The 22,881-nt window shown below is 63.0% G+C and carries 23 protein-coding genes and 1 pseudogene; 4 read left to right on the top strand and 20 right to left on the bottom strand.

What is annotated here, in order from left to right:
• Positions 1 to 9 precede the first annotated feature (9 nt).
• From murD to B6S01_RS12160, 11 genes are all read right to left on the bottom strand, one after another.
• Entirely contained in the window at positions 10 to 1,332 is a 1,323-nt protein-coding gene (murD, locus tag B6S01_RS12210; RefSeq protein ID WP_037462463.1) for a UDP-N-acetylmuramoyl-L-alanine--D-glutamate ligase, read from the bottom strand.
• Positions 1,333 to 1,337: 5 nt separating this feature from the next.
• Positions 1,338 to 2,411 carry a phospho-N-acetylmuramoyl-pentapeptide-transferase gene (gene mraY, locus B6S01_RS12205; RefSeq protein WP_037462465.1) on the bottom strand — a complete coding sequence of 358 codons (1,074 nt, stop codon included), beginning with the start codon at positions 2,409 to 2,411 and terminating at the stop codon, positions 1,338 to 1,340.
• A complete protein-coding gene (locus B6S01_RS12200; protein ID WP_037462468.1) occupies positions 2,411 to 3,787 on the bottom strand; it encodes a UDP-N-acetylmuramoyl-tripeptide--D-alanyl-D-alanine ligase in 1,377 nt (458 codons plus the stop codon). The genes mraY and B6S01_RS12200 overlap by 1 nt, the downstream gene beginning before the upstream one ends.
• Complete coding sequence (locus B6S01_RS12195) at positions 3,784 to 5,226, bottom strand: UDP-N-acetylmuramoyl-L-alanyl-D-glutamate--2,6-diaminopimelate ligase (RefSeq protein WP_037462470.1); 1,443 nt, start codon at positions 5,224 to 5,226, stop codon at positions 3,784 to 3,786. Before B6S01_RS12195 ends, B6S01_RS12200 begins: the two co-directional genes overlap by 4 nt.
• Position 5,227: 1 nt before the next feature.
• Positions 5,228 to 6,940 (bottom strand): peptidoglycan D,D-transpeptidase FtsI family protein, encoded by a 1,713-nt coding sequence (locus tag B6S01_RS12190; RefSeq protein ID WP_037462471.1) that lies wholly within the window; start codon positions 6,938 to 6,940, stop codon positions 5,228 to 5,230.
• Positions 6,940 to 7,590 (bottom strand): hypothetical protein, encoded by a 651-nt coding sequence (locus B6S01_RS12185; RefSeq protein ID WP_037462473.1) that lies wholly within the window; start codon positions 7,588 to 7,590, stop codon positions 6,940 to 6,942. Before B6S01_RS12185 ends, B6S01_RS12190 begins: the two co-directional genes overlap by 1 nt.
• Positions 7,587 to 8,546, bottom strand: coding sequence for a 16S rRNA (cytosine(1402)-N(4))-methyltransferase RsmH (gene rsmH / locus B6S01_RS12180; protein ID WP_037462474.1), 960 nt, complete (start codon positions 8,544 to 8,546; stop codon positions 7,587 to 7,589). The genes B6S01_RS12185 and rsmH overlap by 4 nt, the downstream gene beginning before the upstream one ends.
• Positions 8,543 to 9,040, bottom strand: a complete 498-nt coding sequence (locus B6S01_RS12175) for a division/cell wall cluster transcriptional repressor MraZ (RefSeq protein WP_037462676.1) — start codon at positions 9,038 to 9,040, stop codon at positions 8,543 to 8,545. Before B6S01_RS12175 ends, rsmH begins: the two co-directional genes overlap by 4 nt.
• A gap of 184 nt (positions 9,041 to 9,224) precedes the next feature.
• Positions 9,225 to 10,463, bottom strand: a complete 1,239-nt coding sequence (locus B6S01_RS12170) for a Gldg family protein (RefSeq protein ID WP_051907979.1) — start codon at positions 10,461 to 10,463, stop codon at positions 9,225 to 9,227.
• A gap of 21 nt (positions 10,464 to 10,484) precedes the next feature.
• Positions 10,485 to 10,790 (bottom strand): hypothetical protein, encoded by a 306-nt coding sequence (locus B6S01_RS12165; protein ID WP_037462477.1) that lies wholly within the window; start codon positions 10,788 to 10,790, stop codon positions 10,485 to 10,487.
• Between the two features lie 44 nt (positions 10,791 to 10,834).
• Positions 10,835 to 11,830 carry a cysteine synthase A gene (locus B6S01_RS12160; RefSeq protein ID WP_037462679.1) on the bottom strand — a complete coding sequence of 332 codons (996 nt, stop codon included), beginning with the start codon at positions 11,828 to 11,830 and terminating at the stop codon, positions 10,835 to 10,837.
• Positions 11,831 to 12,060: 230 nt separating this feature from the next.
• On the opposite strand from B6S01_RS12160, the pseudogene B6S01_RS12155 reads away from it, so the two are divergent.
• Both B6S01_RS12155 and B6S01_RS12150 read left to right on the top strand, forming a co-directional pair.
• A pseudogene (locus B6S01_RS12155) lies at positions 12,061 to 12,926 on the top strand (cell wall hydrolase).
• 343 nt (positions 12,927 to 13,269) lie between these two features.
• Entirely contained in the window at positions 13,270 to 13,398 is a 129-nt protein-coding gene (locus tag B6S01_RS12150; RefSeq protein ID WP_037462680.1) for an entericidin A/B family lipoprotein, read from the top strand.
• A 56-nt stretch (positions 13,399 to 13,454) separates the two neighbouring features.
• Here the strand turns inward: B6S01_RS12150 and tatC are convergent, their stop codons facing one another.
• From tatC to B6S01_RS12105, 9 genes are all read right to left on the bottom strand, one after another.
• A complete protein-coding gene (gene tatC, locus B6S01_RS12145; protein ID WP_037462480.1) occupies positions 13,455 to 14,240 on the bottom strand; it encodes a twin-arginine translocase subunit TatC in 786 nt (261 codons plus the stop codon).
• Positions 14,237 to 14,671 (bottom strand): Sec-independent protein translocase protein TatB, encoded by a 435-nt coding sequence (gene tatB / locus B6S01_RS12140; protein WP_037462482.1) that lies wholly within the window; start codon positions 14,669 to 14,671, stop codon positions 14,237 to 14,239. The genes tatC and tatB overlap by 4 nt, the downstream gene beginning before the upstream one ends.
• 31 nt (positions 14,672 to 14,702) lie before the next feature.
• Positions 14,703 to 14,945, bottom strand: a complete 243-nt coding sequence (locus tag B6S01_RS12135) for a twin-arginine translocase TatA/TatE family subunit (protein ID WP_037462483.1) — start codon at positions 14,943 to 14,945, stop codon at positions 14,703 to 14,705.
• A 28-nt stretch (positions 14,946 to 14,973) separates the two neighbouring features.
• Positions 14,974 to 15,567, bottom strand: a complete 594-nt coding sequence (gene scpB, locus B6S01_RS12130; RefSeq protein WP_037462485.1) for an SMC-Scp complex subunit ScpB — start codon at positions 15,565 to 15,567, stop codon at positions 14,974 to 14,976.
• Complete coding sequence (locus B6S01_RS12125) at positions 15,564 to 16,346, bottom strand: segregation and condensation protein A (protein WP_037462486.1); 783 nt, start codon at positions 16,344 to 16,346, stop codon at positions 15,564 to 15,566. Before B6S01_RS12125 ends, scpB begins: the two co-directional genes overlap by 4 nt.
• A gap of 179 nt (positions 16,347 to 16,525) precedes the next feature.
• Entirely contained in the window at positions 16,526 to 17,539 is a 1,014-nt protein-coding gene (gene nagZ / locus B6S01_RS12120) for a beta-N-acetylhexosaminidase (protein ID WP_037462488.1), read from the bottom strand.
• Positions 17,540 to 17,618: 79 nt separating this feature from the next.
• Positions 17,619 to 18,329: an SPOR domain-containing protein gene (locus tag B6S01_RS12115; protein ID WP_037462490.1), complete on the bottom strand. Its 711-nt coding sequence runs from the start codon at positions 18,327 to 18,329 to the stop codon at positions 17,619 to 17,621.
• A 19-nt stretch (positions 18,330 to 18,348) separates the two neighbouring features.
• The gene (argS, locus tag B6S01_RS12110; RefSeq protein ID WP_037462492.1) at positions 18,349 to 20,076 is read right to left on the bottom strand and encodes an arginine--tRNA ligase; all 1,728 of its coding nucleotides are present in this window, start codon (positions 20,074 to 20,076) and stop codon (positions 18,349 to 18,351) included.
• 111 nt (positions 20,077 to 20,187) lie between these two features.
• Positions 20,188 to 20,796 carry a hypothetical protein gene (locus B6S01_RS12105; protein WP_037462495.1) on the bottom strand — a complete coding sequence of 203 codons (609 nt, stop codon included), beginning with the start codon at positions 20,794 to 20,796 and terminating at the stop codon, positions 20,188 to 20,190.
• A gap of 153 nt (positions 20,797 to 20,949) precedes the next feature.
• On the opposite strand from B6S01_RS12105, the gene ispH reads away from it, so the two are divergent.
• Together ispH and thrB are read left to right on the top strand one after the other, a co-directional pair.
• Positions 20,950 to 21,897, top strand: coding sequence for a 4-hydroxy-3-methylbut-2-enyl diphosphate reductase (ispH, locus tag B6S01_RS12100; protein WP_037462496.1), 948 nt, complete (start codon positions 20,950 to 20,952; stop codon positions 21,895 to 21,897).
• Positions 21,898 to 21,901: 4 nt separating this feature from the next.
• Positions 21,902 to 22,879, top strand: coding sequence for a homoserine kinase (gene thrB / locus B6S01_RS12095; protein WP_037462497.1), 978 nt, complete (start codon positions 21,902 to 21,904; stop codon positions 22,877 to 22,879).
• Positions 22,880 to 22,881 lie beyond the last annotated feature (2 nt).

Raw genomic sequence — 22,881 nt, 5'->3', positions numbered from 1 at the left:
AACCCGCCTTTAACCGTCAACGCCCCCTTCTTCCAGCGCCGCGACGGCCGCGACGAAAGCATCGCCTCGCGCCTCGAAATCCCGGAACTGGTCGAAACTGGCACAGGCTGGCGACAGCAGCACGACATCGCCCGGCTGCGCGATCCGCGCGGCTCGCCGGACGGCGGCCGATAGCATTTCGCTGTCATTCACCGCCATATGCGGGCGAAGCAGATCGGCGAACATATGGCCCGCTTCACCGATGGTGTAGGCCGCGGCGACATTGTCGAACCAAGGCGCGCATTCATCGAGATTATCGATCTTCGCGAGCCCGCCAACGATCCAGTGCAGGCGTGGGCGGCCGTCAATGGGCGGATAGGCGGCCAGCGCGGGCGCCGTGGAAGCGGGATTGGTCGCCTTGCTATCATTAACATAGAGGACGCCATTCAGTTCGCGTACCCGCTGCATGCGGTGGGGCAGGCTGGAAAAGCTGCGCAGAGCGGACCGGATCGTTGCATCGTCTATGCCAAGCGCCTGCGCCACGGAGATGGCGATAGCCGCGTTCTGGGCGTTATGCGGCCCTTGCAAGGACGGCCAGCCAGTCTGAACCACCGGGTCTATGTCTGCGGCCGACACTGTCACCCGCCGTGCGCCGGGCTGGCCAGCTATCGAACGGCTCGGTTCATCCCCGGTCGCGATCACCGCGACTTGATTGGGCGACTGCATGGCGAAAAGCCGGGCTTTGGACGCAACATAGCCTTCAAAGCCGTTATAGCGGTCTAGATGGTCAGGCGTGATATTGAGCAGCACCGCCACGTCGCAATCAAGGCTCTGCGTCAGATCGATCTGATAACTGGACAGTTCCAGCACATAGACGCCGCCTTCGGGCAGGGGATCCTGGCCCAGGATGGGCAAGCCGATATTGCCGCCCATACGGGTCGGGATGCCCGCCGCTTCGATGATGTGATGGACCAGTGCGGTGGTGGTCGACTTGCCGTTGGTGCCGGTGATGCCGACCACGCGGTGCGCGGGCAGCGTCGGACGGGCAAGGGCGAACAACTCGATGTCGCCGATGATCGGAACGCCGGCGAGCTTGGCGTGCATGGCGATGGGATGCTTGTTGAGTGGAACGCCGGGAGAGACGACGACGCCGTCGAAGCCGGCAAGGTCGATCTCCAGAGGATCGGCCAGTTCGGCCTTGTCCGCGACCGCCGCGCGGGCTTCGTCCCGATTGTCCCAGGCGACGACCCGCGCGCCGCTGGCGACCAGCGCCTCGACGGTCGCCAGCCCGGAACGCGCGAGGCCCAGGACCGCATATGTCTTGCCAGCAAAGGCGGAGGAAACCAGCCCCATCCCGCTCACCGCAATTTCAGCGTGGCGAGACCCGCCAGCGCCAGAACGAAAGAGATGATCCAGAAACGGATCACGACCGTCGGTTCGGCCCAGCCAAGCTGCTCGAAATGATGGTGGATCGGCGCCATGCGGAACACGCGCTTACCCGTCCGCTTGTAGAAGAAGACCTGAATAATGACGCTCATCGCCTCGACGACGAAGAGCCCGCCGATCACGCCCAGCACGATCTCATGATGAGCGGTGACGGCGATCACGCCGATCGTGCCGCCCAGCGCCAGGCTGCCGGTGTCGCCCATGAAAACGGCTGCGGGTGGTGCGTTGAACCACAGGAATGCGAGCCCTGCGCCGATGATCGCGCCACACAGGATCGTCAGGTTGCCCGCTCCCGGCACATGTGGAATGCCAAGATATTCGGCATAGTCGGCGCGGCCCACGAGATAGACGATCGCCATGAATGCCATGCAGGCGATGATGACCGGCATGGTGGCCAGACCGTCAAGACCATCGGTCAGGTTGACCGCATTGCCGAACGCGACGATCACGAAGGCGGCAAAGAGGAAATAGAAGGGTCCAAGCTCAATCGCAGGGCCGTTGTAGAAGGGCAGGTAAAGCGCCGTATTGCCATGCTGGGTAACGATCAGCCAAGCCGCGACCCCCGCGATGAGGAATTCGAAGAAAAGGCGCATCTTGCCCGACAACCCCTTATGGCTTGCCTTCGTCACCTTGTCATAGTCGTCGAGGAAGCCGATGGCGCCGAAGCCCAGCGTCACGAACAGGCATGCCCAGACGTAGATGGACGAAAGGTCCATCCACAACAGCACCGATATAATCATCGACGTCAGTATCATCAGGCCGCCCATCGTAGGCGTACCGCGCTTGGCGAGATGAGTTTGCGGGCCGTCGTCGCGGATCGGTTGCCCCTTGCCCTGGCGCACGCGGAGCCATCCGATGAAGCGCGGACCAATGACAAGGCCAATGATGAAGGCCGTCGCGATCGTCGCGCCCGCGCGGAAGCTCAGATAGCGGATGAGGTTGAAAATCCCCGCGAAGTCCATGGTCTGGGCGAGCCAGTACAACATCAGTCCTTATGCTCCCCAAGCGCGGCGACCAGGCGCGAGAGGCCGATGCCGTTCGATCCCTTCACCAATATGGCGTCGCCTGCCCGCATTTCTGTTTGAATGAGGTCGGTGGCCGCAGCTGCGTCGACCACATGGGCAAACGCCACGGTGGCGCCGAGCGCTTCGGCCAGCGGCTTCATTTCATCACCCACGAGAATGGCGTAATCGACCTGCCCCTCCGCCAGCGGCTCAGCGAGCCCGGCATGCAGTTCGCTGCTGCGATCACCCAGTTCGCGCATACCGCCCAGCACCGCAATCCTGCGGCTCGCGCGTTCCTTGCCCAGTTGCTTGAGCGTTGCCGCCATGCTGAGCGGGTTGGCATTGTAACTTTCGTCGATCAGCAGCGCTTCTCCGCCACCGACTGACAAGGTCCGGCGCTCGCCCCGACCCGGCAGGCCGGGCATTTCGGCGAGGGCAAGACCCGCCGCCGCGAGATCGCCGCCCAGCGCCTCTACCGTCGCCAGCACCGCGAGCGCGTTCGAAACCCAATGCTCGCCGGGCGCGGCTACGGTAAAGCAAAGTTCCGCACTTGGCAGCGTCGCGGTGACCAATGTGCCGCCATTCGCGGCAGGGACCATATCGCGGGCGCGAACATCGGCCTGCTCATCGAAGCCGAAGGTCAAAATCCGCGCGGCGTGCTGTTCCGCCTTCGCATAAAGCGTGGCGACATGGGGACTGTCATAAGGAATGACGGCGGTGCCATCAGGCTCCAATCCTTCGAATATCTCGGCCTTGGCCTGCGCGATCTTTTCTTCCGTACCGAAAAATTCGATATGGGCTGGCGCTATTGCGGTCACGATCGCAACATGCGGGCGAACCTGCTGCGTCAGCGCGGCCAACTCACCGGCATGGTTCATACCCATCTCGAAAACGCCAAAGGCTGAATCGCGGGGCATGCGCGACAGGCTCAAGGGCACACCGACATGATTGTTGTAGCTCTTGACCGACCGGTGGACTTCGCCGGGACAGACGCGATCGAGCGCCTGGAACAAGGCTTCTTTCGTGCCGGTCTTGCCGACTGAACCGGTGACGCCAATCACCTTTCCCTGCATGCGGGAACGGGATGCGCGACCCAATGCTTCGAGTGCGGCTGCGCTGTCCGGCACGAGGATATGCGGCTGTGCGATGGGTTCGCTGACGATGGCGCCCGCAGCCCCCTGACCAAATGCCTTGTCGATAAAATTGTGGCCGTCGGTCGTTTCGCCCTTCATCGCGACAAACAGGTCGCCGCCTGTCACTTCTCGGCTGTCGAAAGCGACACCTGAAACAGCGAAGGGCGCCGAAGCGACGCCCCCTGTGGCCTGCGCGATTTCGGCAGAGGTCCAAAGCTCGTTCACCCGGCACACTCCCGGGCAACGGTGACGTCGTCGAATGGCAGCACCCGATCGCCGATGATCTGGCCCTGCTCATGCCCCTTGCCCGCCAGCAGGACGATATCATCCGCGCCCGCGCGCGCAATGGCGGCGGCGATGGCTGCGCGACGACCGCCGATTTCCTCTGCTCCCGGCGCACCTGCCATCACGGCGGCGCGGATCGCGGAAGGATCTTCGGACCGGGGATTATCGTCGGTGACGATGACATGATCGGATAGATCGGCCGCCACCTTGCCCATCTGCGGACGCTTGCCTGCATCACGATCTCCGCCCGCCCCGAACAGGGTAATCAGACGACCGCGCGTATGGGGCCGAAGCGCCTCGATCGCCGCGCGCAGACCATCGGGCGTATGGGCGTAATCAACATAGACGGGCGTTCCCGCCTTGGTAATGACAGCGCGTTCCAGGCGACCACGCACCGGCTGGACCCGACCGAGCAGTTCAAGAACCTTGGCCGCATCCTCGCCGCCTGCAATCACCAGAGCCGCAGCCGTGAGCGCATTGGCAGCTTGATAGGCGCCGATCAGCGGCAAGTTGACCTTATAAGCCTTACCGTCGGCTTCGACATCCAAAGTCTGGCCCAACTGGGTCGGGGTGCGGTTGGCAAGACGCAATGCCTGCCCCTGCACCCCGACGCTCAGCACACGAAGCCCCCGCTTCGTAGCTCGCTGGATAACCTTGTCCGACCATTCATCATCGGCCCAGACGACCGCTGCGCCATCGGGCGCAACAACCTCATCGAACAGCCGCATCTTTGCGTCGAAATAACTGTCCATGTCGCCATGATAGTCGAGATGGTCTCGCGACAGATTGGTGAACGCACCGGCCGACACAGGCAGTCCCTCTGTCCGATATTGAGCAAGGCCGTGGCTCGACGCTTCGAAAGCGGCATGGGTGACGCCCTCGCGCTTGAGGCCCGACATGTTGGACAGGAAAGTGACAATGTCAGGCGTGGTGAGGCCAGTCGAGACCTGATCGACCGAGGTGGTGACGCCTAGCGTGCCAATGGAGGCGGAATGATGCCCCAGCATGCGCCATAGCTGGCGTGCAAGCTCGACCGTGGACGTCTTGCCATTCGTCCCGGTGACCGCAACGGTGACATCGGGGAAAGGCGCGAAATAGCGGGCGGCGAGCAGGGCGAACAGGCGGCGCGGATTGTCATGGGCTATATGCACCGCCCCTTCGACCCGAGCCTCGGGCCGCGCGACGACGACCATAGCACCCGCTTTCACGGCCTGAGGGATATAATCTTCGCCATTGACCCGCAGGCCCTGGAACGCGCCAAAGATAGTGCCCGGCGCGACCTTTCGGTTATCGATCGCGAAGCCCGACACCGAGACATCCAGAGATGCTGCGGTGTCGAGCTTCACATCCAGCCCCTCGATGAGCGACCCGAGGCGCATCTCAATGCTTTTCCTTTTCCTGCCCAAGCAGGGGCATGAGGTCGGAAATATCGACGTCGCGCCGCTCGTCCGGCAGCACGCCCAGCATCGGGCCGGTGCGCTCGATCACGCGCTTGACCACCGGCGCGGCGGTCCAGGCCGCAGTGCGCAGGCCGAAAGTCTGGGCGTTGCCCTTCGGTTCATCCATCATCGTCAGCACGACGTAACGGGGATTATCCATGGGAAATGCGGACGCGAAAGTCGTCACCAGCGAACTCTTGTTATATCGGCCTTCTTCAGGCTTCTCGGCGGAACCCGTCTTACCGCCCACCCGGAATCCCTTGGCGTCGGCGCTGCGACCTGTACCCGCCGCAACGATCATCCGCAACAGTTGGCGCATGCGCGCGCTGGTGGCGGCGGAAAAGACGCGATGGCCTTCGGGCACTTCATTGGCGTGCAGTTTGCGCAGGGTGGCCGGGCGCCAGATGCCGCCATTGACAAGGGCGGCATAGGCGCTGGCGAGGTGCAGCGGCGTCACGGCGATACCATGGCCGTAGGAAACGGTCATGGTCGTTATGCGGCCCCAATTATAGGGCCACAGGCTCTTGGCGCGCTCCTTGAGTTCGATCGGAGCGCGCTCGTCGAACTGCAGGTTGCGGAACAGCTGCTGCATGGACGCCGCGCCCATTTCATCGGCGATCCGCGCGGTCCCGATGTTGGAGCTGTGCACCAGGATTTCCGGCACGTTGATCCAGCGGCCAAGCGCGTGATCGTCCTTGATGCGAAAGCCGGCGACGGCAAGCGGCGCGGTGGCGTCATAGCGCTTTGCCATGGATGTGATGACGCCGCGATCCATCGCCGCGCCGATCGACAAGGGTTTGAAGGTCGAACCAAGTTCATAGCGCGCCTGGACGATTTGATTGCAAAGGGGCGATTCGCTGCACGACTTGCCCGCGTAATTTTGCAGCTTGTTCGGATCGAAGACGGGGATCGACGCCATGGCGATCACTTCCCCGGTATTGGCGTCCAGAATGACGCCGCCCGCGCCCTTGGCATTTTGCGCCACCATCTGCGCGTAAAGCTCGCTTTCCAGCGCGCCCTGCACCCGGCTGTCGATGGAAATGGCAAAGGGCTGCGCGCGCAGCGCCGGATCGATCAAACGATCATTGAACGCCGCTTCGACGCCCATGCCGCCGACCCCTTCCGCATTCGGGGCGAAGCCCAGAACGTGCGCGGCCAGGCTGCGCTGGGGATAGAGCCGCTCCTTTTCGCGGGGAAATTCGATGCCGATCTCGCCCAGGGCGTTTACCGCAGCCACTTCTTCAGGTAGCGCGCGACGCCGGAGATAGGCCCAGCCCTTGCCAGTCAGCTTCTTGTAGAAAGTGGCGGCAGACTCATCGGGGAAAATCTCATGCAGCTTGCGCGCGACTTCTGCAGGCTCACCGATCAGCCGGGAGGGACGGACGGCGATCGAATAGGCATCCATCGTCCGGGCCAACGGAACGCCATTGCGATCAACGATGTCGGCGCGTGCGGGGATGAGGCCGGACGCACTGTCGCCCCCGTCCGCGCCCTGTGCAAAGACACCGACCCAGGCAAGGCGCAGGATCACGACCATGGTGATCGCCATGAACAGGATCAGCAACACCATCAGCCGATTATGCGCGATCGCCGTCAGATCGACCCGCTGCTTGCCTGCTCTGGCGCCACCCGGCTGAACGATGATCGTCGCCATCAGCGCGCGCCTTTCCTGCGCTCGCGCGCCGCCTTGGTGCTGATATCGCCCATGGTGCTGTCGTCCAGCAGCTTGGCGTCGAGCATCGCCATCCGTTCAGCGCGGCGAGCGACAGGATTGGGCTTCGACATGTCGGAGTCCTCCTTCGCCTTTTCCGCCGCGCTGCGGGCAGCCGGCCTGGCGACCGCGTCAACATTGTCGGCGGCGTGCGCTTCACGAATGACGGCAATGTCGCTGCGGATCTGGGTCGCTGCCGGGCTGGCCGGGGCGGGCTGCGGCGCGGAAGGCAGATCGGCAGGGGTTTCGACCATCGCCACCATCACCGGCGGCGCTACATAATCAGGCCCGTTGGGCTGGATGCCATCCAGATTCGCCAGCGCCCGCTCGCCGCCCAGATATTGCTGGGTCGTCGGCGTCGCATACATGAAGTCATGCTGGTTCCAACGCTCCAACTGCCGCATGCTCGCCCGCGCGCTGAACTCTGTCTCAAGATAGCGGATGTCCGCCCGCGCCCGCGCGATCTGAGCCTGCACCTTCATCAGTTCATTGCGCTCGGTCGCGACTTTCAGCGACACGAGGTAAGCGCCCAGCGCACCCAGCGCCACCAGCAATATCCAGATCAGGCTCTGCAACCTCTTGACCGCGATCATGAGCGCATACTCCGCGAAGAACCTGAAACGGGGGCATCCGTGCGGACGGCGCTGCGCAGCGTAGCGGAACGGGCCCGCGGATTGCGGGCGAGTTCGCTCTCACCGGCGCGAACGGCTTTGGCGGGCTTGCGAAATGTCGGTGCGTCACCCGCGCGACGCTCGGGCAGGTGCCGCGATCCGGCCCCTTCGCCGCCGCTGCGGTTGCGCAGGAACTGCTTGACGATACGGTCTTCAAGGCTGTGAAAGGTGACGACGGCGAGCCGACCGCCCTCCTCCAGCATCGCCTCGGCCGCTTCCAGCCCGCGCTCCAGTTCTTCCAGTTCGCGATTCACATGAATGCGGATTGCCTGGAAAGCGCGGGTCGCCGGATCTTTCTTGTCATGCGGCTTATGGCCCAGCGCCCTGCGAATGACGCTGGCAAGCTCACCGGTGCGCTCCAGAGGACGCGCCTCTACGATGGCGCGAGCCACCCGGCGCGAGCGCGGCTCCTCACCGTAGCGATAGAGGACATCGGCGATTTCCTGTTCAGGAGCATTATTCAGGAAATCCGCGGCACTCATCCCGCTCTGGCTCATCGTCATGGTGAGCGGCCCATCCGACTGAAACGAAAAACCGCGTTCCGGCCGATCAAGCTGCATCGACGACACGCCGATATCGAGCGTGACGCCCGATACGTGCGACACACCCTTTTCGGCGAGCAATTCCTTCATGCGGGAAAATTCCCCCGCAATCAGCGTAATGCCATTTTCATCCGCCAGCGCCTGCCCTTCGCGAATCGCATCAGGATCCCGATCGAATGCGAAAACCGTCGCGCCCCTTGCCGCCATCGCGCGCGAGTAGCCGCCAGCGCCGAAGGTGCCATCGACGTGAACCTCACCGGGGTTGATGGCGAGGGCGTCAAGCACTTCATCGAGCAGGACCGGGATATGGCGATCCGGATCGACAGCAGCGTTCACTTGACGCCTCCAGCTGCGCGCTGATCCAGCCAGCGGCGGACCTTGTTACGGATCAGTTCGGGCCGATCCTTGCTATCGACGAGCGTTTCCGGCTTCCAGATCTGGATGTAGCGGCCCACGCCATAAAAGAAGACGGCATCGGCAATGCCATATTCTTCCTTGATATCGGGGTGCATGGCAAAGCGGCCGCCGTCGTCGAAATTCACCTCCTCAATCGTGCCGAGGCGGCGTTCCAATTCCAGATCGGCGTTATAGTCGCGACCTTGCGCCCTTGCTTCGCGAGCCAGTTCCTCGACCTCGGTGAACAGGAAGCGGCGATGCGATTCTCCAAAGCCCGTGGCGCAGGGGTTGTCACCATGGACGGAGAGATAAAGCCGCGTTTCGCCGCCGCTGGACTGCTTGACCTGTCGGCGCATCTCCAGGGGCAGCACGAACCGGCCTTTGCCGTCCGCGACGCTGAACGCGTTGCCCGTAAAGAGAATGATTTCCGACACGTTCGGACTGCTGCCCCTCTGTTCGCAGGGGCGCAGGCCATCGTCCGCCAAACCACCTTATCGCGGTCGGCGCACAGGACTGACAAAGCCTGACAAACCCCTATGGCTTTTAGATACCAAGCAGCGAACGACAAGAAAAGGGAAAAGTCGGGAGATTTTGGGAAATCCTGTTTTGTTCTGGATTTTACTCCCGATCCAGTTGGGCAAATGCCGGACGCCTGCCGAAGGAACGATCGACGAACCCCCGCAAACAGCCCAGCGACACGACGCTTCCCATGATTGCCCAAATAATCGCCGCAATGATCGACCAGCGCAGGGCGAGCGTCAGCGTGGCGACTGATTTGAGCCACGACCGGGAATCTACCGGGCCGCCGCCCAATTGCTCGACAAGGAAGCCTGGCGTATCGGCGCTCCACTCGCGCATGTTGAGCGGCGCAGCCTCATCGACCAGCCAAAGCCGGTCATCTATCAGATCGGCGTCCGCCACCAGCACTGCTTGACCGCGCCCTAAACTGCAGTGTGCAATCAGCGCGTTTTGTTCGACCCGGCAATTCGACGGGTCGCGGACGGCGAAGGACGATGCCGCCATAGTCGTGAGCAAGCGGCCATCAGCCAGCATCTGCCGTTCTTCCCCTGTTGATGAAGGAGGCAGCAACGCCACGCCCCAGCGGGCCAGCAGCGGCGCGAGCATCGTGACTGCCGGGGCACGGCGGCGGTCGCCCAATGGCAGGGACGATGGCCAGCGGAGCAGTGGGTCCGCGAGCAGCACCATATTTCCTCCCCGCCGCACCCAATCATCCAGGGAAGATAATTCCGCGTCCGACAAGCCGCGGGGCTGGGCCAGCAAGACCGCCTTCGCGCCCTGCATTCCGGGGGACAAGGGGCTGTCGATTGGCCGCACATCAAAACGCTGGCGCAGTATCTTGATGATCGGCGCGTCGGACTGAGATTGAATCCCGCCGTCCCCATCCCGCCAGAAGAGTGGAAGCGCGCTGATTACCGCCAGCACAGGCCGCTCTTTCGTCGGTTTGATTGGAGGTTCGGCAGAAAGCCAGCACGCAAGACCCGCCATTCCTATCAGAAGCAGTCCCATCCGCCGCCGTCGGGGCAGGGATAGCCCTGCCCCGACGGCCAGGATGCCGATAAGGCTCAGCCAGGCAATTTCGACATGGCCCGGCAATCGTCCCGTCGCCAGCCATGAAAAAAGGATGACCGTGCCCAAACTTCCCGCGCCGATCCAGACGGCATGAAAGGTGCTACGTCTCATCCGAACCACTGCGGCGACCATCACGAGGATCAACGCGGGCCAGACCCAGGCGAGCAGATCGACCTGGCCGGTGCGGAGCAACGCTGGTAGCCCGGCAAGCAGGAATATAAATTGGCCCGCACAGGACATAACGAAGGTGCGAAGCGCTGCCGTCATGAAATGCGCGCTGCTGGCAGGTCAGCGCTCGGACGCTTGGGGATCGCGGTCCATCGGGCTTGTCAGGTTGGGATCGGGTTGCAAGTCGGGGACGACCGGCTGCTGCGCGGGCGCTGGCTGCACACCAAGTTCCGCCAGCGGCTCCTTGGGAGCCACGGCGTTGAGATCAAGTGTAGGCACGGCCGGCGGCGGGACCGCCGGATCGTCGAGCCGCGCCTTTTCAATAACGATATTGGCCAAGCCTACCAGGAGCACCACGCCCGCCAACCCTGTCAGGCCGATCTGGACACGCTGTAACCCTTCCTGTCGGCGGGGATGTTCAGCCATTGAAGCGCTCTTTTGTTCTTGGTCGCCGCGACCCGTGTCGGCGATCAGCGATTGTGCGCGAGCCAGGGGAACACCGTCAAGCCTTTCGACTCAAGCCACTCGCGATTGTAGAGCGTCGAAAGGTAACGGAAGCCAGTATCGCACAGGATCGTGGCGATTCGTTTCCCCGGCCCAAGTTCACGCGCCAGCGCCACGGCCCCGGCGACGTTGATGCCCGACGATAAGCCGAGGCACAGCCCCTCTTCAGCCAGCAATCGCTTGACCCAATGCAGCCCCTCTTCATCGGAGATACGGAATTGCGTGTCGATCGGCGCGCCTTCCAGATTGGCGGTGATGCGCCCCTGCCCGATGCCTTCGGCGACCGACGATCCTTCCGCTTTCAGTTCGCCATGCGCATAATAATTGTACAATGCCGCGCCATAAGGGTCGCTCAACGCGATCGTGACATTCTCATCATGCGCTTTCAGCCCCAGTCCCACGCCCGCGATGGTGCCGCCTGTCCCGGCCGCGCAGATGAAGCCGTCAATCTGTCCGTCCATCTGGGTCCAGATTTCTTCTGCGGTGCCGACGATATGCGCCTTGCGATTGGCGATGTTATCGAACTGGTTGGCCCAGATCGCATTTTCCGTCTCTTCGGCAATCCGGCGGGACGTGTGGACGAAATGGCCAGGGTTGGAATAAGGCGCCGCTGGCACGGTGACGAGTTCCGCCCCCAAGGCGCGCAGCGTATCCATCTTTTCGCGGCTCTGCGTTTCGGGCATGACGATGATCGTCTTGTAGCCCTTAGCATTGGCGACCAGCGCCAGGCCGATGCCGGTATTCCCGGCCGTCCCTTCGACGATCGTGCCGCCGGGCGTCAGCAAGCCTTTTTCCTCGGCGTCGTTGACGATGAAAAGCGCTGCGCGATCCTTCACCGAAGCGCCCGGATTGGCGAATTCGCATTTCGCGAAGATGTCGCACCCTGTCTCTTTGGACGGGCCGGCAAGGCGCACCAGCGGCGTGTTGCCGATCAGGGCGAGGCTGTCATTGTGCACTAGCATTGTCATCGCATAGCGGAGGGGATGCACGCTTGCCAAGCAAGGGAATGCTGATCTGCCCCAAGCGCCGTTTGCAATGCCGCCGTCGGAACGGACTGATGAGAAGAAAGTGGCAATGCTTTTGCGCTAATTCGTCCACGCGGCGCTCTTGCCGCAGTTGATTCAAGAGGTGATCTGGCTTGCATATCCGGGCCGGGCAGTTGCGACATGCGGCATTCGCCGCTCTGGCGCTGATGGCGGTCGCCGTCCCGCGCCTGATCACGGCCGCGCCACTCGATGTGCTGGCCGATGCATCGGGAAGAAACGAGGGCGCGGAGATGCCGGGCGAAAACTTTCCCGGGTCGGCCTATTTCTTTGCCGACGATATGTTTCAGGATCCGCCGGCAATTGCGGGGAGCAGCAAGCACGTGCTTAGGCTGGAAACTGTTCCGGCTGCGCCGGTGAGCGTATTCCGTGGACTGACCCCCTGGACGCCTATCGCGCAGTCAACTGCCTGACGTCCGCAATCTATTATGAGGCCGGCAATGAGCCTGAAGAAGGGCAGCGCGCCGTTGCTCAGGTCGTGCTCAATCGCGTCCGCAGCCCCCTTTGGCCGCATAGCGTATGCGGGGTAGTGTATGAGGGTTCGGAACGAGCCGACCTGCGCTGCCAATTCACCTTCAGTTGCGATGGCTCGATGGCGCGGCCAAGCGATTTGCAAAGCTGGATGCGCGCCCGCCGAATCGCCGAGCAGGCGCTCGCGGGCCGGGTATACGCTCCCGTCGGCTTGGCCACTTTCTATCATACCTTGGCGGTCAGGCCCTCCTGGGCTGCGTCAAAGCGGCCGGTTGCAGTGATCGGCGCACATATCTTCTACCGCAGTCCCGGCTTTCACGGGACCCAGGTGGCGTTTCGAGTGCCCTATTCCGGCCAAGAGCATCAGTCGGGGCCCGCCAGACGAAGCTGGCCGTCGGAGGCCGTTGCTACGGAACGCAATGCCCCGCCAACCGACGAAGTGCGCAATCCGCCTCCCGCCTCGATCACACCAGATGTGCAGGACGATCTTCCCCCATCCACTATAAGGCCGGAATATCGGAACAGCGGGCGCCCACTGATCTGAATAGCAGGGATTTTTATAACTCTTCTCAGAGCTATCGCGGCAACCAATTGAATATAAATGATAATAAAAAAATGCGTTTGTGGAGGATGGCGGAACCAAATGCGGTTTTGATGGGTTCTGCATACCGGATAGCAAATCTTTTGCCCCCCGCTCTTGCTATCCAAAAAAACATGAGCCCGGAACGTTTCTCCCCCCCCGACGCGTTCCGGGCTCAGATTATATGGGGCAAATTTCCCAGTAATCAGAGATATTTCCGGCTGCGGAACGTAATTCCTGGCCGTGGGTTCTCCCTCAGCCGCCGGATAGCGCGGCCATCCGGCTCAGATTTTTAGAGGAGATGAACATGACCAAGAATATCCTTGCCGCCCTGCTTCTTACAGGTTCGCTGCTGGTTGCGGCATGCAACACCGTGGAAGGCGCTGGCAAAGACGTCCAAAGCGCTGGCCAGGCCGTCGAAGACGCCGCGGATTAAGCATCATAAAAGAGCGGCTCTCACACTCGCAGGCTCGCCGATGGCGGGCCTTTTTTTCAGGTGGAAAGGTCCGCGCCGTCTGAAGCGGCCGCGTTGCGCGCCTGTTTGCGGTCAGTGAACCAGATCGCGATGATGGTGATTTCGTACAGCAGTAACAGCGGAATGGCGAGCATGAGCTGTGACACGACATCGGGCGGGGTGAGGACGGCGGCGACGACGAACGCGGCGACGATCATATAGCGGCGAAGGCCGATCAGCTGCGCGCGGGTGACGAAGCCTGCCCGGTTGAGCAGCATCAGCAGCACGGGCATCAGGAAGCTGATGCCGAATGCAAGAATGAATTGCATGACTAAAGTGAGATATGCGTCGGTGCTGGGAAGGGCCTCAACCTGGAGACCTCCACTATCTCCTTGAAATTGCAGGAAAAAATGGAAAGCAGTCGGCATCACGATATAGTAAGCGAGGCTGGCGCCCATCAGGAACAGTACCGGCGTCATGACCAGGAATGGCAAAAGCGCTTTCTTTTCCTTGGCATAGAGGCCCGGCGCGACGAACGCCCACAGCTGATTGGCGATGATCGGGAAGGACAGGCAGAAGCCCCCGAAGATCGCGACCTTCACCTGAACGAAAAATGCTTCGTAAAGCTTGGTGTAGACCAGTCGGCCACCGCCGTCGCCAAAGGCTTCCTTAAGCGGATGGACGAGGAAGGCGAACAGCTTGTCGGAAAAATAGAAGCAGACGGCTCCCGTGATGAACAGCGCCCATACGCACTTCATCAACCGGCCCCGCAGTTCGATCAGATGGTCGAGCAACGGCGCCTTTGTATCGTCAATGTCCCTCATGCCGGAGCGTCGCCCTTACCTGTAGCCGATTGCGCCGCGATATAGGGCGGCCCGTCCGCGGCAGCTGCGGGCTTGGGCTCAGCAACGGCAGGGGCCGACTGAGCGACGAAGGGAGGCGGAGATGCTTCGGCAACCGGCGCGGCGGCGGCAGATGTCGTCGCCAGCGGCTCCATCGCCGGAGCGGAAGACGGTTCAGCCGGATGTTCCTGCATGATCCGCTTGTTCTGGTCGGCCCATTTTTTTTCGAGCTCTTCCACTTCGACTTCGCGCACCATGGCGTCGATCCCCGTGCGGAAATGGCGCGCCATGCCGCGCGCCTTCCCAAGGACCTGACCCACCTTGTAAAGCGCGCGCGGCAAATCCTTTGGACCTATGACGATCACCGCGATGATCACGATCAGCAGAAGTTCGGTCGAACCGATATCGAACATGCGCGCCTACCGTTTGGGCGTGAAACGAAAATCAGGCCTTGGTCTTTTCTTCCGTGGTCGCGCTAGGCGCATCCTGTTCGGGCACGCGATGGCCTTCGATCCGGGTCGCGGGCTTTGCGGACGTGACGTCGTCATCATCGTCGGCCATGCCCTTCTTGAAGCTCTTGATACCCTTGGCGACGTCACCCATCAGCCCCGAGATCCGGCCGCCGCCGAACAGCAGCATGACCACCAGGAGAACGATGACCCAGTGCATCAGCGAAAAGGAACCCATTTAACTTTCTCCTGAAACGAAGCCCCTTTTAGGCTTCTTCCTCATCATTTTCCAGAACGGATTGGGCGCCCAGCCCCTCCAGTGCGAGATCGACCGGATCAAGCAATCCGGCAGCGCGCAGATCGTCCACCCCCGGCAAGTCCCGGCGGCTGCTAAGCCCGAAATGTGACAGAAATTCGTTTGTCGTCGCATAGATAAGGGGGCGGCCAGGTACTTCGCGCCGCCCGGCGGGCCGCACCCACCCGGCCTCCATCAGGACGTCGAGCGTCCCCTTCGCCACCTGGACGCCGCGAATAGCCTCTACCTCGGCCCGGCTGACGGGTTCATGATAGGCAATGATCGCCAGCGTTTCCATCGCCGCGCGGGACAGCTTTCGCGTCTCGTCCTTTTCGCGCCGCAGGATATGGGCAAGGTCGGCCGCCGTCTGAAAATGCCAGCGCCCGCCCCGCTCCACCAGATTGATGCCGCGCCCCGCATAATGCGCCGACAAGTCGGCAAGGGCGGCAGCCAGATCACCCGCCTCCCCCACATGCAGCCGCAGTTCGGCGGGGCTGAGCGGTGTTTCGGCGACGAACAGCGCGGCCTCCACGGCGCGCAGAAAATCATCGGGCTCTTGCATCACAACAGGCTTCCCCCACTCTGGTCCGGCAGCGCAGCGCGCACATAGATGGGTTCGAAAATCCCGTCCTGCTGGATTTCCAGGCGACCCTGCCGCGCCAGTTCCAGCGCGGCGACGAAACTGCTGGCGAGCGCCGACCGCCCCATTGGCCCGTCCTGACCATCGGGCAGGAAGGATTCAAGCGCGGTCCAGTCGATTGCCGACCCGACCAGCGCGCCAACCCGCTGGATCGCTTCATCCAGCGTCATGACAGGGCGCGCGGCGACCATGTGGACGACCGGCTGCGTCCGGGCGCGCAGCTGACCATAGGATTGGATCAGGTCATAGAGGCTGGCCGCCCATTTCGCCTTGCGGACAAGGCGCAAACCTTCTGGGCGGGGACGGACGAAAACGTCGCGGCCCACGCGATCGCGCGCCATCAGCCGCGCGCCCGCCTCGCGCATGGCGTGAAGGCGCTGGAGCCGCAATTGAAGGCGGAGCGCCAGTTCCTCGGGACTGGGATCGGGCTGCGCCTGCTTGGGCAGCAGCAGCGACGATTTGAGGTAGGCGAGCCAGGCGGCCATCACCAGATAGTCGGCGGCCAGTTCCAGCTTCAGCTTACGCGCGCCTTCGATGTAGGTCAGATATTGTTCGACCAGCGCGAGGAGTGAAATTTCGCGCAGATCGACCTTCTGGCTGCGCGCAAGGGCGAGCAGCAGATCGAGCGGGCCTTCCCAGCTGTCGAAGCTGACCGTGAGCATGTCGTCGCGCGGTGGAGGCGGCGGGATGAAGAGGTCGTCCACGTTTCAGGCCGTCCGGCGCCGGAAAGCCGTTGTGGCTAAAGGGGTTTCACGCGGAAACGCGGAGGCGCGGAGGACTGGACAGCGGGCGCGACCCGCCGCTGCGGTCAACTGGCGGGACGCGGAAAGGCTTTCGCCCCGCAGCGCCGCCGAGTGCGCGATATATATGACAGGGCCGCCGTTCACGCAGGGACCAGTGCGAGCAGCGTGTCGCGCGTGGCGAGAAGCTGGTCGAGCGGCGGGCTTTCCTGGACGAGGCTGGCGTGCGCCATGGCCCGATCCAGCCGCGCCTTCGATTCGGCGCTGATGTCGGGCAGGAGATTGGCGATGCCGATCATGTCGTCCATCCTGCCCCAGCAATTGAGCGCCAGATCGCATCCCGCAGCCACAACCCCGGCGGCAAGTTCGGGGATGCTGCCCTTCAACGCCTTCATATCGAGATCGTCGGACATGAGCAGGCCGTCGAAGCCGATGCGCTGGCGAATGACCATGTCGATGACCGACGCGGACAGGCTGGCCGGAAGGTCCGGATCCCAGGCGGTATAGACGACATGGGCGGTCATGCCGATGGGCGCATCTTTCAGCGCCTGAAACGGGGCAAGGTCAGTCGTCAGCGCGTCTTCGTCCGCCGTCACGATCGGCAATTCATGATGACTGTCCACCATGGCGCGGCCGTGGCCCGGCATATGCTTGACGATGCCCACCACGCCGCCCTGGGCAAGGCCTTCGATCACCGCCCGGCCAAGCGCGGCGACGCGCATGGGTTCAGCGCCCAGCGTCCGGTCGCCCATGATGTCGCTCGCGCCGTCCTGCCTGACGTCGAGCAGGGGCAGCGCATCGACGGTGATGCCAGCTTCGGCGAGGGTGACGGCAATGGCGTGCGCGTTGGCGCGGGCGGCGGCGATCGCGCTGGATGGCGCAAGGTCATAGAGACGGTCGAACACGGCGCCGGGCGGAAAGCTGGGCCAGACGGGCGCCTGCATGCGAGCGACGCGTCCTCCTTCCTGATCGATCATGATGAGCAGGTCGTCGCGGCCATGCAGCGCGCGCAGGTCGTCGGTGAGCGCCCGCAACTGGTCGCGACCGGCAATGTTGCGGCGAAAGAGGATATAGCCTGCGGGCTGCGCTTCAGCGAAAAAGGCGCGCTCGTCAGGGGTGATGGTTTCGCTCGAGAGGCCGAAGATTACCGGTTTCATGGGGAGCGATGGTAGCCGCGAAGGCGCGCGCTGTCGAAGGGGTTTAACGCGCTCACCTGTCGAAGGGAGCGATCAAAACCTAATTCACGACGATGCAGCTTTCCCCGGCGACCTTGAGCTTGCCGCACAAGGTATTCGCTTGCCCACCCGCAGTCGCGCGGAGGCGGTAGAGGGTGCTGCCGCCGACCTGCGTCGGTTCGACCGACATGGTGAGCGGCGCGAGATAGGCGAACCGTTTGGAGAGCCGGGTCCAGGCGTCGCGCGCGCCAGACTGGCTGCCATAGGCCCCAAGCTGAATCACTGTGCCGCCGGTCCGGGCTGGCTGGCTGGCCGCAGGGCGTACGTTGGTTTCGTCGGCAACCCTTGCCGTCACGGTCTGCGAAGGCTTGCCGGGTACAGGTTGAGGCGTTCCAGCCGGGCTGGTGCGCGTGAGCGGCGCTTCGGGCACGCGGCTCGGATCGATACGGCCGTCTTGGGCGACCCCTTCGCTGGCGGCGAAGCTGGCGTCGCCTTCGCCTTCAAACTTCTTGGCGTCCGCCTCGGCAGCGGGAACTTTGTAATCACCTGCGGGCGCGGCGATCAGCTTGCCTTCGCCATTATCGACGGCGCGATTCTTGAGCAGCCAGACGCCGCCAACGACGCCCCCCAGCAGGATCAGGGCAACGAAAATGAAGCCGAGGAGCCGGACGGGGGAAAGCCCTTCCTCCTCTTCATCCTCGATACCGGGCTCGAGCCAGGGCAGACGCTCGTCGTCGTCGAGGTCGAGCCGCCCCCTCGCAAAGTCGCCCATCTTTCCTGCCTCCGCCTGGCTATTGCATTTCCGTCAGCGCGGCCACGCCCATAAGGGCAAGGCCATTACGGATGATCTGCCCGATTCCGCGGCTTAAGAAAAGCCGTGCGGAAGTTGTATGCGGATCGTCCGTAAGGATGACACGCGCACGCGGATTGTCGTTGCCCAAATTCCACCAGCTGTGGAACTCCGAAGCCAAGTCGTTGAGATAAAATGCTATTCTATGCGGTTCGCGGGCCGATGCCGCCCCCTCCACCACCCGGGGGAACTGCGCCGCTAACTTAACAAGGCTAAGTTCCGCAGTCCCAAGAAGGGACAGATCGGGCGCAGGAAGTGCAATTCCGCTCTCCTCCGCGCGGCGGCCGAGCGAGGAAATGCGGGCGTGGGCATATTGGACGTAGAAGACCGGATTATCCTTCGACGCCTCCACCACCTTGGCGAAGTCGAAGTCCATCTGGGCATCGGCCTTGCGCGTCAGCATGGTGAAGCGGACCACATCCTTGCCCACTTCGCGCACGACATCGGCAAGCGTCACGAAATTGCCCGCGCGTTTGGACATCTTTACCGGCTCGCCATCGCGCAGCAGGCGGACCATCTGGATGAGCTTGACGTCGAAGCGCGCCTTGCCTTCTGTCAACGCGGCGACGGCGGCCTGGATGCGCTTCACGGTGCCCGCATGATCCGCGCCCCAGATGTCGATCAACTGGTCGGCGGACTGGGCCTTCTGGAAATGATAGGCCATGTCGGCGCCGAAATAGGTCCAGCTGCCGTTGGATTTCTTGATCGGCCGGTCCTGATCGTCGCCGAATCTGGTCGAGCGGAACAGCGGGAGTTCGACCGGCTCCCAATCTTCGGGCGTTTCGCCCTTGGGCGCTTCGAGCACGCCGTCATAGACCAGGTCGTGCGCGCGGAGCCATTGTTCGGCGGCTTCCGGCTTTCCGGCGGCTTGCAGTTCAGCTTCCGAAGAGAAAATGTCGTGGTGAATGCCCAGCAGGGCGAGATCGCTGCGGATCATCACCATCATCGCGGCGACGGCCCTGGTACGGAACAGGGCTAGCCAATCGTCTTCGGGCGCGGAGACATATTTGTCGCCATATTCGGCGGCGAGCGCCTGGCCGACTGGGACCAGATAGTCGCCGGGATAGAGACCTTCGGGAATAGCGCCCACATCTTCGCCTAGCGCTTCGCGATAACGGACATGCGCGGAGCGGGCGAGGACATCGACCTGGCCCCCTGCATCATTGATATAATATTCGCGGATGACCTTGTGCCCGATATATTCGAGCAGGGTGGCCAGCGCATCACCCACCACCGCGCCCCGGCAGTGGCCCATGTGCATGGGGCCAGTGGGATTGGCGGAGACATATTCGATGTTGACGGTGACGCCCTGCCCCGTGTCGGATCGGCCATAATCCTGCGCCTCGGCATGAATGGCGGCGAGTTCGGCGCGCCAGGTCGCGTCGGTCAGCTTCATGTTGATGAAGCCGGGCCCGGCGATGGCGGCGCTTTCCACCTCTTCGAGCTTTTCGAGGCCAGCGACGATCTTTTCAGCCAGCGCGCGGGGATTGGCGCCCGCAGGCTTGGCGAGGACCATCGCCGCGTTGGTGGCGAGGTCGCCATGGCTCGCGTCGCGGGGCGGTTCGACCGTGACGGGCTTGCGGTTGAGACCTGCGGGCAGCGTGCCGTCAGCCTCCAGCGCATCGAGCACGGCGTTTAGATGGGCGGTGAAGCGGATATAGAGGGACAAGAGGACGGACTTTCCTGAACGGGCCGTTCGTCCTGAGCCTGCCGAAGGGCCGCCCTTTTCCAAGCAAAGGGGCTTCGACTTGTCTCAGCCCGAACGGAAAAAGAGTTGGGCTTAACGGGTCGCGTTATATCGAAGCTGGTCCTGGGTCAGGTTGAAACCCACGAGCAGCTCGAAACTGGTTCGTTGCAGCGCCGCCCGGACATCGGGCTGGGCGAAGGGATCGATGGCCGCGTCGGCATCGCCCGCCTTGCGCTTTTGCGTGATCTTTGCCTGAATGTCGGCGGGCAGCGTCGCGGCGGCCTTGTCGACATAGGAACCCGCCTTGGCCGTCGCGGTGGCGCGATACTCACCGGCGGGGAAGTCCAACACGACCTGCCCCACCCGCTTGGCGACGACTGCGCTGCCGCCCCGCATAACGGCCGAAAAGAAGGGCAGCGTCACCTGTCGCGCCGCTGTGGCGTCGGTGCGACGGGCGTTTACGGTGAAGGTCGCCTCGCTGTAGAATTGCGCGCCTTCCGAACAGGTCGAGCGCAGGTTGGTCATGTTGGCCACCACGTCGATCGCCCGCGCGTCCGTGCTGCCCGCTGGATTGAAGAGCGTGATGTCGCCCGTATAGGCCGGAATCGCGGCCATCGGGCAAGCCGATCGGACGGCGACGATGCCGCCCGTAGGATCGATTTCCCCCCGGCGCGAACAGCCCGCAAGGGCAAGGGCAATCATTCCAGTCAGCGCAAGTCGAGAAAAGGTCACGAGGCAATCCCTTGGGAACAGGCTGGGGCTTCTTATCCGCAGCCCGCCGCTCGCGCAACCGAAAGGAGAGCGCAAGGCCCCTCACCCCTTCCTTCCCGCGCGACATTAGCCTAAGCGGCAGGCATGACCGTCCGTTCCCAGCTAAAGCTACTGATCGCCGCGCCGCGCGGCTTTTGCGCTGGCGTCGACCGCGCCATCATCATCGTCGAGAAGGCGATCGAGAAATATGGCGCGCCCGTCTATGTCCGGCATGAGATCGTCCACAATAAATATGTGGTCGATACGCTGAAGGCGAAGGGCGCGATCTTCGTCGAGGAACTGGATCAGGTGCCCGATGGCGTGCCTGTCGTCTTTTCCGCCCATGGCGTGCCCAAGGCGGTCCCCGCCAAGGCGGATGAGCGCGGCCTGGACTATCTGGACGCCACATGCCCGCTGGTCAGCAAGGTGCACCGGCAGGCGGAGCGGCAGGTCGAGGCCGGCCGCCACATCCTGTTCGTGGGACATAAGGGTCATCCCGAAGTGGTCGGCACATTCGGCCAGGTCGATCCTGGCCACATGACACTGATCGAGACGGTCGAGGATGCCGAGGCTTTCACCGCTGACGATCCGGAAAATCTCGCTTTCCTGACCCAGACCACGCTGTCGGTCGATGATACCGCCGCGATCGTGGAGGCATTGCAGCGCCGGTTCCCGGCAATACATGGGCCCAAGGGCGAGGATATTTGCTACGCGACGTCGAACCGGCAGGCGGCGGTCAAGGCGATCGCGGCGGATTGCGACGCAATGTATGTGATCGGCGCGCCCAACAGTTCCAATTCGCTGCGCCTGGTTGAAGTGTCGGCCCGCGAAGGCACCCCCGCACGACTGATCCAGCGCGCCGACGACATCGATTTCGCATGGTTGGAGAATGTGCGCACGCTGGGCCTGACCGCCGGAGCCTCCGCGCCCGAAGTGCTGGTGCGCGAAGTCGTGGACCGGCTGGCGGCGCACTTCGACGTGACCGAGGAGCAGGTGGAAACAGCGCGCGAGAACATTGCGTTCAAGTTGCCCCGCGGACTGGAGACGGCGTAAGGCAATGGCTGTCTATACCCATGTTCCAGCCGAGGAAATCGACGCTTTCCTCTCACGTTATGACGCCGGAAGGCTGGTTTCCGCCAAGGGCATCGCGGAAGGCGTGGAAAACAGCAATTATCTGCTGGAAACGACCGGCGCGGACGGCAACGGCCATCGCTACATATTGACGCTTTACGAAAAGCGGGTGGATGAGGCGGACCTGCCCTTCTTCATGGACCTGCTCGATCATCTGGGCGCGCGCGGCTGTCTGGTGCCGCGCTTCATCGCGGATCGAAAGGGCAAGCGGCTCCAGCAGCTTGGCGGACGCCCGGCTTGCCTGATCGAATTCCTGACCGGCATCTCGCTAACCGAACCAACCGCCGCGCAGGCGCGGGCGGCAGGCGCGGCGTTGGGCCAGATGCATCGGGCCGCCGAAGGCTTTGAGCGCGAACGGCGCAACGCGCTTGACCTTGCCGGATGGCATGAGCTGGCGGCCAAGTGCGGCGACCATTTCGACGAGATCGCACCGGGACTTGGGCAGCGGGTCGCGGATGAACTGACTTTCCTGGACGCACATTGGCCGGCCGACCTGCCGCGTTCGGTGATCCATGCCGACCTGTTTCCAGACAATGTGTTGATGCTGGGAGACGAGGTCACCGGCCTCATCGACTTTTATTTCAGCTGCACCGACATTCGCGCCTATGATCTGGCGGTCACGCACAGCGCGTGGGTGTTCAGCAATGATGGCTCGCAATTCTTCGCCAATCGGTCAGACGCGCTTATGGCGGGCTATGAAGGCGCGCACGGGCTTTCCGATGCGGAGCGCGCCGCTTTCCCGACGCTTTGCCGGGGCGCGGCGCTTCGTTTCCTGCTGACGCGCGCCTATGACTGGATCAACACGCCGCCTGACGCGCTGGTGACGCGCAAGGACCCGCTGGCCTATCTGCGGCGGCTGGATTTCTATGCGAACGTAGCAGCGAATGAGTTGCTGAGCGCGTGACG

The organism is Sphingobium herbicidovorans, from assembly GCF_002080435.1.
Lineage (GTDB): Bacteria > Pseudomonadota > Alphaproteobacteria > Sphingomonadales > Sphingomonadaceae > Sphingobium > Sphingobium herbicidovorans.
The sequence above is the reverse complement of the archived record's forward strand: the minus strand, read 5'-3'. Positions and strand labels throughout refer to the sequence as shown.